A 12,038-nucleotide genomic window follows, 5' to 3' on the forward strand; every position below is an offset into this window, starting at 1 on the left:
GGCGCCAACGATGATAGCGCCTCGCTGTACAGGTCAGGTCATTGGTCGAGCAGACCCACCTGGTGCAACGCGGCACGCAATTGTCGCGGCTCCGTTTCGTGCGACCAGCCGCTGAACTTGTTCACCAACTTGCCGTGCTGAAAGATGTAGAACGTGGGCATGGCCCAGCTGTCGAGCATCGACCACTCGCTGTCCTGCCATGCAATGTTCATGGGCTGGCCCGGGTGCTCGCGGTTCCATTCACTGACGTCGCCAAGCTTCTCGTTTTGCGATCCCAGCCATATGGCGTGCTGCTTGAATATCCGGTCAAGCGCCGGATCGGCATGAATGTCGCGCGCGGCGTCGGCTGCAAAGTGGCAGCCCGCCACCACCACGATTTGTACCGGTGCATCGATGTCGAAGGGACGCCGCTGCATGACGGTACCCAACGGATTCACCGTCAGCAGGGTCGGGCCTTGATGGTTCGGCTTGACGCGGTCCTGCAAGGCCGGCAGCGGTCGCAGTTCCGCTGCGGGATACTTGCTTGCCAGTGCATCGGCTTCAGCGAATTGGCGTTTGGTCACCAGCTTGGCGTGCAACCGCATGACGTCGGCGGCTGTGGTCATGCCACGACGCTGCAACTCGTCGTGATCACTCGCCATGTCGCGCAGGAAAACTGCTTCAGATGACCACAATGAGGCTGTGTCGGCGGCGCGATAGAGCAGCTTCAGATCGCTGTTCGAGACGATCTTGAGTTCGTCGGGAGTTTGTTCGGCTGCAAAGAGTTTGCGATAGGCACTGGCCAGCTTTCGACCTTTTTCCTGATCCGGAATGCGCTGGCGGTCAAGCGAATGTTCCAGCTCGTTTAAGCGGTCGAAGCGCCGCTCGATCCGGCTTTCCGGGCAGTCGCTCGGTATCGCGCATGTGCGATGTGCGGACGGCGCGCCATGGAGTTGCGATGCATAGCTTTCTGCACCGAATAGTAGAAGCACCTGATGGATCTGGGCATCGTCGAGTTCCGCCTGCAGATCCGATGTATCGAATCCGCCTAGGCCCTTGCTGCCGAATTCGAGGCTGGACAGGAAACGCTTCTTCGCCCCAGTGGGAAGCTTGTCCAGTGGCGAATCGCCAGCCGGTGTATCACGCAGATAGCGGGCCAACGCTTCAGTCGACGTGATCGGCGCCGGCGTCTGGATAGTCTGCCCGGCAGCGGCGAGCATCGGTATTGCAACGAACCATGCGGCAAGCAGGACGAGCTTCAAATGCGGTCTCCTCCCTGAGCGTTACCCTGGATGAGGTTTATTCCTGATACGCGCCGTAGCTGCGCAGGCGCTTGTAGCGCTGTTCGAGCAGGTCGGGCAGCGGCATGGCTTCCAGTTCGTCGAGCTGCTTCAGCAGCACGGCTTTCAGGCGCACCGCCATTGAGCGGGGGTTGCGATGGGCGCCGCCGAGCGGCTCGCGCACCAGCTTGTCGATCAGGCCCAGTTCCAGCAAGCGGGGCGCCGTCATTCCTAGGGCTTCGGCCGCATCCTTCACCTTGTCCGGGCTCTTCCACAGGATCGAGGCGCAGCCTTCCGGCGAGATCACCGAATAGGTCGAGTACTGCAGCATCAGCGTGCGGTCGCCGACGCCGATCGCCAGCGCGCCGCCGGAGCCGCCTTCGCCGATCACGGTGCACACGATCGGCACCTTCAGTTCAGCCATTTCCATCAGGTTGCGGGCGATCGCCTCGCTCTGGCCGCGTTCCTCGGCACCGACGCCGGGATAGGCTCCGGGGGTGTCGATCAGGGTCAGCAGCGGCAGGCCGAAGCGCTCGGCCATCTTCATCAGGCGCAGCGCCTTGCGGTAACCCTCGGGGCGCGGCATGCCGAAGTTGCGGCGCACCTTGTCCTTGGTGTTGCGGCCCTTCTGGTGGCCGATGATCACCACCGGCCGGCCGCTGATGCGGCCGAGGCCGCCGACGATGGCGGCGTCGTCCGCATACATGCGGTCGCCGGCCAGTTCGTGGAATTCCTCGCAGATCACGCCGATGTAGTCGAGCGTGTACGGCCGGGCCGGATGGCGCGACAGCTGGGTGGTCTGCCAGGAGTTGAGGTTGCGGAAGATCTCGTTGGTCTTGAGCTTCAGCTTCTCGCGCAGACGGCCGACTTCCTCGTCGATATTGAACGCCTGGCCGGTGCTGGCGTGGCGAAGCTCTTCGATCTTCGCGTCCAGTTCGGCGATCGGTTGTTCGAAATCGAGGAAGTTGGGGTTCATTCGTTGCATTTCATGGCACAGAAGCGGGTCAGTATACCGTTCCGCAGGAAAAGACGAGAACGCCGCCGTATGGCTGTGACGGGTTCGACAGATGCCTGCCGCATGCCGGTCGATTGCGCTATCGTCCGCCCCATCCAGCACTGCACTAACCGGGTCCGACCATGCCGATCAAGCCACCCATCGACGACGCCAAGCTCGACCGCATTGTGGCCGAGGCACGGCGCAACGCCGAGCAGCGCGAACTGGGCTATCGCGAGCGCGCGCTGAAGATGTATCCGTGGATCTGCGGCCGTTGCGCGCGCGAGTTCACCCGCGCAAACCTGCAGGAACTGACCGTGCATCATCGCAATCATGACCACGACTTCAACCCGCCGGACGGCAGCAACTGGGAGCTGCTGTGCGTGTATTGCCATGACAACGAACACTCGCGGCACATCGACCATGTGCGTGGCGGCGTGATGGAAGTCGAGGATGCGCCGCCGGCTACCGGCAACCCGTTCGCGGATCTGAAAGCGATGCTGGAACGGGGCAAGAAAGCCTAGAGGCGCGGACGCACTGTGGGAGCGGCTTCAGCCGCGATGCTTCTGGCCTTGCAGTTCGGCAACATCAAGCGCATCGCGGCTGAAGCCGCTCCCACAGGTACGTTGCTCAATCCTGCTGCTTGACGATGCGCAGCCGGGTCGCCTGCACGCCAGGCAGCGCGCGCACGGCGCGCAGCAGGTCGGGGATGGCGTCCACGCGCCATGCTTCGCCCAGTTCGATGTCGGCCTGGGCGTTGCGGTTGCGGTAGCCGTGCAGCATCACGCTGGCGCGACCGCCGCGGTAGCCAGCCAGCGCATGTTGCAGTTGTGCGATGAAGTCGGGGCCGATGCGGTTCAATTTCAGCTGCAACAACCGCGCATGCTTGCGGCAGGCATCGGCCAGTGAGGTGGCGCTGCGCGCGCGCAGCTGGAAGCCGCCGCCGGAGAAGTCGTCGATGCGCAGGCCGCCGTCGACGATCAGCATCTGGTCGCGGGTGAGCAGCGGCGCGACCTGCTGGTAAAGCTCGCCAAAGAAGCTCACCTCGATGATGCCGCTGCCATCTTCCAGCCGCACGAAGGCGTCGCTGTCGCCACGTTTGCGCACGGCGGTGACCATGCCGGCGACGGTCCACGGTGTATCCGGGCCGCGGCGGAAGCGGTTGTTGTCGCCGTCATCGTTCTTGCGCGGCTTCGGCGGCTGGTAGCGGTCGCCGATCTCGCCCAGCGGGCAGGTGGACAGCTGGGCCAGTTCGTCCTTCCACGGGTCGGTTGGATGGCCGGACAGATAATGCCCGAGCGTGTCGCGCTCGCCCTGCAGCTTCTGCTCCAGCGGCCATTCCGGCACGGTTGGCAGGTTGATGTGCACCACCGGTGTCAACGCGCCCCGGCTCGTATCTGAGATGCTGGCGCCGAACATGTCGTTCTGGCCGGACTGCCTGTCGCGCAGATGCTGCTCGGCGGCCTTGATCGCATCGGGCAGCTGCAGCATCAGGCTGGCGCGGTTCGGCGCCAGCGCATCCAGTGCACCGGACAGGATCAGCGCTTCCAGCACGCGGCGGTTGAGCTTGGTTGGATCGACCCGGCGGCAGAAGTCAGCGAGGTCGGTGTACTTGCCGTGTGTGCGTTCGGCGGCGATCGCCTCGCAGGCACCCTGGCCAACACCTTTGATCGCCCCGAGCCCGTACTGGATCACCTTGGGTTCGACCGCGACAAACATGTATTCGGACGCATTCACGTCCGGCGGCTGCACGGTGATGCCGAGCGCGCGCGATTCGTCGAGGAAGGTCACCGCCTTGTCGGTGTTGTCCATGTCCGACGAGATCGTCGCGGCCATGAACTCGGCCGGGTAGTGCGCCTTCAGCCATGCGGTCTGGTACGACACCAAGGCGTAGGCGGCGGCGTGTGACTTGTTGAAGCCGTAGCCGGCGAACTTCTCCATCAGGTCGAAGATGGTGTCTGCCTTGTCGCCGGCCAGGCCATCCTTTGCGGCGCCCTCGCGGAACTTGGCGCGCTCCTTCGCCATCTTCTCGACGTCTTTCTTGCCCATCGCGCGGCGCAGCAGGTCGGCGCCGCCGAGCGAGTAGCCGCCGACGATCTGCGCCATCTGCATCACCTGCTCCTGGTAGACCATGATGCCGTAGGTCTCTTGCAGGATCGGCTCGACGCGCGGGTCGGGATATTCCACTTCCTCGCGGCCGTGCTTGCGCGCGACGAAGCTGGGGATCAGGTCCATCGGGCCGGGACGGTACAGCGCCACTAGCGCGATGATGTCCTCGAAGCGGTCAGGCTTCGCATCCTTCAGCATGCGCTGCATGCCGGAGGATTCGAGCTGGAACACCGCGACGGTCTGCGCCTTCTTCAGCAGTTCGTATGGCTTTGGGTCGTCCAGTGGCAGCTGCGAAATATCCAGCGGCGCTTCGCCGGTTTTCGCGCGGCGCGTGTTGATCGCCTTCACCGCCCAGTCGATGATGGTCAGCGTGCGCAGGCCGAGGAAGTCGAACTTCACCAGGCCGACCGCTTCGACGTCGTCCTTGTCGTACTGGGTCACCACGCCGCCACCACCGGCTTCGCAGTACAGCGGCGCGAAGTCGGTCAATGGCGTCGGTGCGATCACCACACCGCCGGCGTGCTTGCCGGCGTTGCGGGTGAGGTTTTCCAGGCTCAAGGCCAGGTCGATCAGGGCGCGGGCCTCTTCATCCTGCTCGTAGGCTTCGCAGAATTCCTTGACGACGCGGTCGGTCTCTTTCTTCGACTTCTCCGAACGGCCGAGTGCATCGGACAGCGTGAGATCGAGCGGTCGCGGCGGCACCATCTTGGCCAGTCGGTCGACCTGGCCGTACGGCATGCTGAGCACGCGACCGGAGTCGCGCAGCACGGCCTTGGCCGCCATCGAGCCGTAGGTGATGATCTGGCTGACGCGGTCGCGGCCGTATTTGCGCGACACGTAGTCGATCACCTCGTCGCGGCGATCCATGCAAAAGTCGATGTCGAAGTCGGGCATCGACACGCGTTCGGGATTGAGGAAGCGCTCGAACAGCAGGTTGAACTGTAGCGGATCCAGATCGGTGATCTTCAGTGCCCAGGCGACCAGCGAGCCGGCACCGGAACCACGGCCCGGCCCGACCGGAATACCATTGTGCTTGCCCCAGCGGATGAAGTCCGAAACGATCAGGAAGTAGCCGGGGAAGCCCATCTTGATGATGACGTCCAGCTCGCGTTCCAGCCGCGTCTCGTAGTCGGCCAGCGTATGACCGGCGGCGAGCGGCGCCAGTGCGAGGCGCTCCTGCAGGCCTTGCCGGGACAGTTCGCGGATATGACTGTCTAGGTTGTAACCGGCGGGTACCGGGAAGTCGGGCAGGTAGTACTTGCCGAACTCCAGTTCCAGGTTGCAGCGCCGGGCCAACTCGACGCTGTTTTCCAGTGCCTCGGGAAGATCGGCGAACAGCGCGGCCATCTCCTCGGGCGTCTTCAGGTATTGCTGATCACTGTAGTCGCGTGGGCGTTTCGGATCGGCCAGTACGCGCCCCTGGTTGATGCATACGCGGGCTTCATGCGCGCTGAAATCGTCCTGCTTCAGGAAGCGCACGTCGTTGCTGGCCAGCACCGGCAGGCCGAGTTCGGCGGCCAGCGCCAGCGCCGCGGTATTCCAGTTTTCCTCGCTGTCGCGGCCGCAGCGGGTCAGCTCCAGATACAGTCGCTCGGGGAACAGCCGCGCCAGCGGACGCAGCTTTACCAGCGCCGCCTCGACGCCCTGGTTCAGCGCGATGCGGCCGATCTCGCTGTCGCGACCAAGCAGGGCAATCAGGCCCTTGCTGGCGGCGGCAGTCAGCCAGTCGGACTCGACCAGCGCGCGGCCCCCATGCTGGCCTTCCTGCCATGCACGCGAAACCAGTCGCGACAGGTTGAGATAACCCTCGCGGTTCTGGCACAGCAGGGTGAGCCGCCACGGGCGCGGGTCATCCAGTGCGCTGATCCACAGGTCGCACCCGCCGATCGGCTTGATGCCAGCCGCGCTGCACGCCTTGTAGAACTTCACCAGCGCGAACATGTTGCATTCGTCAGTCAACGCCACTGCCGGGATGCCGTCGCGCACGCAGGCAGCGACCAGCGCCTTGATGCGGATGGTCGAATCGACCAGCGAATATTCGCTGTGCAGGTGCAGGTGGGTATAGCGGACGGTCATGCAGATTTGCGCGGTGAGTCCACGCAGGCTAACCGGCGACCCGTCCAGCGGCAAGATTGACTTCCGTGCAGTTTGCGCAATTCGAGGCGGTGGCTGGAGTCGCCCCGTGGGAGCCGTGCTTTCCCGTGTTCGAGAGGCTCAATGGCTGGCGATGGTTGCGGCAACTGTCGGGGGCGCCGGCTCGGTCAGCAAGGCGTTGATCTCGGCGATCAGGTCGTCCAGCATGTCCGCGCCGTAACCGACATGGACATGCGCCACGGTGCCATCCCGATGCAGCATCACCATCACTGGGATGCCCTTGTCGGCGCCGTAGGGTTTGCCGATTTCACCGTAGCGGTCCCAGGTAATCAACAGTCCCGGCAGGCGCTCTCTGAGTAAGCGCGCGCTATGCGCGAACGTGTCGTGGTCCTCCTTGGAGTCGACGGCTACGACTTGCAATGGCAGACCGCGCTGGGTGGCAACCGCCTGCAGGCCTGCCAGCACCGGCATTTCCTTCATGCAGTAGCCACACCAGGTTGCCCAAAAACTGATCACCACGACCTTGCCGTGCAGGGAAGATACGGTGACAGCCGGCCCACCCAGCTCCGAACCCAGCGCGTCTGGCGGACTGCTGCCCGGCGGCATCTCCGCGCCGGCAGCGAAAGAGAGCATCAGTGCGAGCAGTGCGAAAGCGATCCTGCGCATGTAGTCCATCCCCCTGGCTGGTGTCACCAGCGTAGCAACCGGGAGTGCATGGTGGAAGCGATGATCGGCGCCCCAAGCCTGCGCTGCCTGCGTGGTCGGCCGGGAGCCTTTGGCTTTATTCAGCAGATGGCATCAAAGCTTGATTCTCACGGCCATCCACCGCCATCAGTGGACATGAAAGAGTTCGTCGTCGCCTTCATGTTCGACGTAGTGGTCGAAACTGCGTACCTCCAGGCGGTGGAGGTTGTAGTCGGCGTGCGACGGGTTGTCTTCATCGACAACGGAGGGAGCGGTGGCGACCGGTTGCGGCGTGGGCACCGTGGTGGGCGTCGATGGTGTGGGTGAGCGGTTGTCTGGAAGCATCATGGCACGACTCCTGCGATCGTGAGGGCGCTGATGAGTCCGCAGTGACAGCGGGTCGGCGTGTCTTGGCGGGACAGGCCGGTGTTGCTGGCGCGTCCGTGCAGGCGGGGATTCCTGTAGTGAAGGATGCGCCTGCACAGGAAAAAGTTGCATAGACGAATGGGCTATACGAATCAATCTCAGTAATGGTGGGACGGTGCGTCTACACGCACCGGCCGTCGGCGAAACCTGCTTAGAACAGGCTCGCCTGATCCAGCAACCGTCGCACCGGGGCATAGCTGCGGCGATGCTGCGTGCACGGCCCCAGTAGCTGCAACGAAGCCAGATGCGTCGGGGTCGGATAGCCCTTGTGCACAGCGAAACCGTAGCCGGGGTGCACCGCATCCAATGCCACCATCAGGCGGTCACGACTGACCTTGGCAAGGATCGAGGCTGCACTGATCGCCGGCTCCAGCGCATCGCCACCGACGATCGCGCGGCCGGGGCAGGGCAAGTCCTTCGGCAGCTTGTTGCCGTCGATCAGTGCCTCGTATGCGGCCGGTGCGAGCCCAGCTACCGCACGACTCATGCCGGCCATGGTGGCCTGGAAGATGTTCAGCCGATCGATTTCTTCGGGTTCGATCAGCACCACGCAATACGCCAGCGCGCGCTCGATGATCAGTGGGTACAGCGCCTCGCGCCTTGCCTCGCTGAGTTTTTTCGAATCGTTGAGACCCGCGATCGGGCGTTCCGGATCCAGGATCACCGCTGCGACCGCCAGCGGCCCGGCCAGCGGTCCGCGGCCTGCTTCGTCCACACCGGCCGTGAGCATGTTTTTTGTGTTTGTCCCCACTCCCCCTGGAGAGGAGGGGAGACTGCTCGCGGAGAACTCATCCATGGGCAGGTGCTTCGTCGATCAACTCTGCAATCGCCGCGGCCGCACGATCACCCGCGTGACCCTCCATGCCGCCACGCAATGTCTGATGAAGTTGTTCGAAAGCGTTGACGATATGGCTGCGGCGCTCGCTGTCGCGGAACAGCGCCAAGCTGGCGGAGGCCAGATTCGTGGCTGTGCAGTCATCCTGCATCAGCTCGGGCACCAGCCGGTCATCATCGAGGCCGCTGGCGCGCGCGAGAATGTTGGGCAGCGAATAGATGTCGGTTTTCAGCATCTTCATGGCGCGTGCAATGCGATAGCTCAACGGGGCGACGCGATAGCCCACCACCATCGGACGCTTCGCCAGCATCGCCTCCAGCGTGGCGGTACCGGAGGCCAGCAGCACCACGTCGGAGGCCAGCATCGCCTCGTGTGCATGGCCATCGAGCAGCAGCGGCGCGGTCTCGTCGTGAGGGCTCTTCGCCAGCAAGGCCTTGAGCCGGGCATGGACCTGCGGGTTGGCGGCCGGGATCACGATGCGCAGCCCCGGGATGGCTGCGGCTACTTGCGCGGCAGCGTCGATGAAGGTCTGTCCCAGTCGTGCCAGTTCCGACAGTCGGCTGCCCGGCAGCACGGCCAGTACCGGAGCTTGCTGTGGCAGTTGCAGAACGTCGCGGGCGCCCACCCGGTCGGACACCAGCGCGAAGCGATCAGCCAGCGGATGACCGACGAAGCGGGCATCGATGCCGTGCTTGGCGTAGATCGCCGGCTCCATCGGAAACAGGCACAGCACGCGGCTGGCGCTGCGCCCGATCTTCTCTGCGCGCTTCTCGCGCCAGGCCCACACCGATGGGCTGACGTAGTGCACGGTCAGCAGGCCAGCCTGCTTCAGCCGTTGTTCCACGCCAAGGTTGAAATCGGGTGCGTCGATGCCGACCACCACGGTGGGTTTCGCTTGCAGCAGACGTGCCACCAGGGCCTTGCGCAGCCGCAGCAGGCGCGGCAGGTGGCTGATCACTTCGCTGAAGCCGAACAGCGAAAGCTCGTGGATGTCGTACCAGGACTCGAAGCCTTGCGCCTGCATGCGGGCACCGCCGATGCCGACGAAGCGGGCCTGCGGATAGCGCTGGCGCAAGGCGACGATCAGGTCGGCGCCGAGCTGGTCGCCGGAATCTTCGCCGGCGAGGATGGCGATGAGGGGAGCTGGGCTGGAGACGTCAATGTTTTGCATTTCGTCTCCTACGGAAAGTCAGAGCAAGAGCGCGTATTTGATTTGCTGATATGCGCTACGCGCATATCAGCGGGCAAGCGCCCGCTCGCTGTGGTCGAGAAATTCCAGCATCGCGCGCACGTCGTCGCTCTGCTGCGCCTGCTCGATCAGTTTCTCGCGCGCCTCGGGTAGCGACAAGCCGGCCATGTACAAAGTACGGTAAGCACGCTTGATCGCGGCGATGCGCGTGGCGTCGAAGCCGCGCCGCTTCAGGCCTTCGCTGTTGATGCCGCGGGGGCGGCCCTGCTGCTCGTTCGCCATCGTCACGAACGGCGGCACGTCATGGCCGACCAGACAGCCCATCCCGATGAACGCATGGGCACCGACCTTGCAGAACTGATGCGCACCGGAATAACCGGCGAAGACCGTCCAGTCGCCGACTTCCACATGCCCGGCCAGTGCAGCGTAGTTGGAAAACACCACGTGGTTGCCGAGCTGGCAGTCGTGCGCAATGTGCACGTAGGCGAGCAGCCAATTGTCGTTGCCGATACGGGTGGCACCACCGCCTTCGCCGGTACCGCGATTGATGGTGACGAATTCGCGGATCAGATTACGGTCGCCAATCACCAGTTCGGTACGTTCGCCGGCAAACTTCTTGTCCTGCGGTGCGCCGCCGAGTGAGGTGAACTGGGCGATGCGGTTGTCGCGGCCGATCCGGGTTGGCCCCTCGATCACCACATGCGGGCCGATCACCGTTCCGTCGCCGATCTCCACTTCGGCACCGATCACGCTGTAGGCGCCGATGCTGACGTTGGTGCCGATGACAGCAGAGGGATCGATCAGCGCGCTGGGGTGAATCGAAGCGGCATGAGTCATTTGTCGGACCTCGCAGCGCACATCAGTTCGCAGCTGGCCACTTCCTTGCCGTCGACTAGGGTACGTGCCACGAACAGGCCCATGCCACGCATCAGGCGTTTCAAGGTCACTTCCAGACGCAACTGATCGCCGGGTACGACCGGCGCGCTGAAACGGGCGTTGTCGACCTTGACCAGATAGAACAGCGGGCTGCCCTTGTCGCCCTTGAGATGCCGGCTGATCTGGGTCAGCAGGCCGGCGGTCTGCGCCATGGCCTCGACGATCAGCACGCCGGGCATGACCGGATGACCAGGGAAGTGCCCCTGGAAGAACGGCTCGTTGATCGTCACATTCTTCAGTGCGACCACGCTGACATCGGGCACGATCTCGATCACCCGGTCCACCAGCAGGAACGGATAGCGATGCGGCAGCAATTGCTGGATCTGTTCCACATTGATCGGCAACGACAGGGTCCCGGTTTTCTCACTCATTGTTGCTGTCCTTCTCCAGCGCCGACAACCGGCGCACGTACTCGTCCAGATGCTTGAAGCGTGCCGCATTCTTCCGCCATTGGCGGTTCTCCTGCAGGGGCACGCCGGATGAATATTCGCCGGGTTCGCGGATCGAATGCGTGACCAGGCTCTTGGCGGTAATGGTAACCCGGTCGGCCAGTTCGAGATGCCCCAGCACGCCGGCGTTGCCGCCGATCATGCAGTAGCGGCCGATTTTTGCGCTGCCGGCGACCGCCGCGCAGCCGGCCATCGCGGTGTGCGCGCCGATGTGGACGTTGTGGGCGATCTGGATCTGGTTGTCCAGCCGCACGTCCTCTTCCAGCACGGTGTCGTCCAGGGCGCCGCGATCGATCGTGGTGTTGGCGCCGATCTCGCAGTCATCGCCGACGCGCACGCCGCCGAGCTGCGGCAGCTTGATCCAATGATCCCTGTCGAAGGCAAGGCCGAAGCCGTCCGAGCCAATCACCGCGCCGGGATGCACCAGCACGCGTTTGCCCAGTGTCACATTGGTGACCAAGGTCACCCTGGCGACCAGCCGCGACTGCGCGCCGACCGTGCAGTGTTCACCGATGATGCAATGCGGGCCGAGTATCGCGCCGTCGCCGATCACGGCGCCGTCGCCGATCACGCAGCACGGGCCGATGCTGGCGCTGGCGCTGACCTGTGCACCGGCGGCAACCACCGCACTGGGATGGATCCCCGGCGGTGCGGCCGGCAGGCGTTCGAACAGCGCGGCGATTTTCGCGTAGGCCACGTACGGATCATGCGCGACCAGTGCGGCCACCGGACAGTCGGCAAGGTCTTCTGCACGCAACACCACCACACCGGCGCGTGTACCTGTCAGTTGCGCGGTGTACTTGCTGTTGGAGAGAAAGCTCAGCTGGCTGGGGCCGGCGCCAGCCAGTGTACCGACGCCGTCGAGGCGGATTTCCGCATTGCCGTGACAGGTCAGACCGAATCGTTCGGCCAGTTCGGCGAGGGAGTAGGTGCTGTTCGCGCTCAAGATGCTCTCCGTGACACGGCGGCCATTGTATCGGCAGGCGGCCCATCTGCGTGGTTTCGGGCCAGCACAAAGCAGAAAGCGCGGCATGGCCGCGCTTTCTGCTTGTTTCCGGATGCT

At 64.1% G+C, this 12,038-nt stretch carries 11 protein-coding genes; 1 reads left to right on the forward strand and 10 read right to left on the reverse strand.

Annotated features, from left to right (window positions below; genetic code table 11):
- Positions 1-38: 38 nt before the first annotated feature.
- Both B0E48_RS04515 and B0E48_RS04520 read right to left on the reverse strand, forming a co-directional pair.
- The gene (locus tag B0E48_RS04515; protein ID WP_077516296.1) at positions 39-1,241 is read right to left on the reverse strand and encodes a hypothetical protein; all 1,203 of its coding nucleotides are present in this window, start codon (positions 1,239-1,241) and stop codon (positions 39-41) included.
- Between the two features lie 37 nt (positions 1,242-1,278).
- A complete protein-coding gene (locus B0E48_RS04520) occupies positions 1,279-2,235 on the reverse strand; it encodes an acetyl-CoA carboxylase carboxyltransferase subunit alpha (RefSeq protein WP_077516298.1) in 957 nt (318 codons plus the stop codon).
- A 161-nt stretch (positions 2,236-2,396) separates the two neighbouring features.
- Between B0E48_RS04520 and B0E48_RS04525 the strand changes: the two genes are divergently transcribed.
- Positions 2,397-2,777 (forward strand): YajD family HNH nuclease, encoded by a 381-nt coding sequence (locus B0E48_RS04525; RefSeq protein WP_077516300.1) that lies wholly within the window; start codon positions 2,397-2,399, stop codon positions 2,775-2,777.
- A 106-nt stretch (positions 2,778-2,883) separates the two neighbouring features.
- On the opposite strand, the gene dnaE is transcribed toward B0E48_RS04525, so the two are convergent.
- The 8 genes from dnaE to lpxD all read right to left on the reverse strand — a co-directional run bounded on the left by dnaE (position 2,884) and on the right by lpxD (position 11,921).
- Entirely contained in the window at positions 2,884-6,438 is a 3,555-nt protein-coding gene (gene dnaE / locus B0E48_RS04530) for a DNA polymerase III subunit alpha (protein ID WP_077516302.1), read from the reverse strand.
- 138 nt (positions 6,439-6,576) lie between these two features.
- Complete coding sequence (locus tag B0E48_RS04535; protein WP_077516980.1) at positions 6,577-7,122, reverse strand: TlpA disulfide reductase family protein; 546 nt, start codon at positions 7,120-7,122, stop codon at positions 6,577-6,579.
- A 165-nt stretch (positions 7,123-7,287) separates the two neighbouring features.
- Positions 7,288-7,488, reverse strand: a complete 201-nt coding sequence (locus B0E48_RS04540; protein ID WP_077516305.1) for a hypothetical protein — start codon at positions 7,486-7,488, stop codon at positions 7,288-7,290.
- A 229-nt stretch (positions 7,489-7,717) separates the two neighbouring features.
- The gene (rnhB, locus tag B0E48_RS04545; RefSeq protein ID WP_254423840.1) at positions 7,718-8,296 is read right to left on the reverse strand and encodes a ribonuclease HII; all 579 of its coding nucleotides are present in this window, start codon (positions 8,294-8,296) and stop codon (positions 7,718-7,720) included.
- Between the two features lie 58 nt (positions 8,297-8,354).
- Entirely contained in the window at positions 8,355-9,572 is a 1,218-nt protein-coding gene (gene lpxB, locus B0E48_RS04550; protein WP_077516309.1) for a lipid-A-disaccharide synthase, read from the reverse strand.
- A gap of 66 nt (positions 9,573-9,638) precedes the next feature.
- The gene (gene lpxA / locus B0E48_RS04555) at positions 9,639-10,427 is read right to left on the reverse strand and encodes an acyl-ACP--UDP-N-acetylglucosamine O-acyltransferase (protein WP_077516311.1); all 789 of its coding nucleotides are present in this window, start codon (positions 10,425-10,427) and stop codon (positions 9,639-9,641) included.
- A complete protein-coding gene (fabZ, locus tag B0E48_RS04560) occupies positions 10,424-10,897 on the reverse strand; it encodes a 3-hydroxyacyl-ACP dehydratase FabZ (RefSeq protein ID WP_077516313.1) in 474 nt (157 codons plus the stop codon). The genes lpxA and fabZ overlap by 4 nt, the downstream gene beginning before the upstream one ends.
- Entirely contained in the window at positions 10,890-11,921 is a 1,032-nt protein-coding gene (gene lpxD / locus B0E48_RS04565; RefSeq protein WP_077516315.1) for a UDP-3-O-(3-hydroxymyristoyl)glucosamine N-acyltransferase, read from the reverse strand. Before lpxD ends, fabZ begins: the two co-directional genes overlap by 8 nt.
- Between the last annotated feature and the right edge of the window lie 117 nt (positions 11,922-12,038).

Source organism: Rhodanobacter sp. C03 (genome assembly GCF_002001175.1).
GTDB lineage: Bacteria > Pseudomonadota > Gammaproteobacteria > Xanthomonadales > Rhodanobacteraceae > Rhodanobacter.

What these genes read in the sequence shown, in the direction of transcription:
- B0E48_RS04520 (WP_077516298.1), bottom strand. Translation starts at nt 2,235, where the DNA reads ATGAACCCCAACTTCCTCGATTTCGAACAACCGATCGCCGAACTGGAC.
- B0E48_RS04525 (WP_077516300.1), top strand. Translation starts at nt 2,397, where the DNA reads ATGCCGATCAAGCCACCCATCGACGACGCCAAGCTCGACCGCATTGTG.
- dnaE (WP_077516302.1), bottom strand. Translation starts at nt 6,438, where the DNA reads ATGACCGTCCGCTATACCCACCTGCACCTGCACAGCGAATATTCGCTG.
- B0E48_RS04535 (WP_077516980.1), bottom strand. Translation starts at nt 7,122, where the DNA reads ATGCGCAGGATCGCTTTCGCACTGCTCGCACTGATGCTCTCTTTCGCT.
- B0E48_RS04540 (WP_077516305.1), bottom strand. Translation starts at nt 7,488, where the DNA reads ATGATGCTTCCAGACAACCGCTCACCCACACCATCGACGCCCACCACG.
- rnhB (WP_254423840.1), bottom strand. Translation starts at nt 8,296, where the DNA reads ATGCTCACGGCCGGTGTGGACGAAGCAGGCCGCGGACCGCTGGCCGGG.
- lpxB (WP_077516309.1), bottom strand. Translation starts at nt 9,572, where the DNA reads ATGCAAAACATTGACGTCTCCAGCCCAGCTCCCCTCATCGCCATCCTC.
- lpxA (WP_077516311.1), bottom strand. Translation starts at nt 10,427, where the DNA reads ATGACTCATGCCGCTTCGATTCACCCCAGCGCGCTGATCGATCCCTCT.
- fabZ (WP_077516313.1), bottom strand. Translation starts at nt 10,897, where the DNA reads ATGAGTGAGAAAACCGGGACCCTGTCGTTGCCGATCAATGTGGAACAG.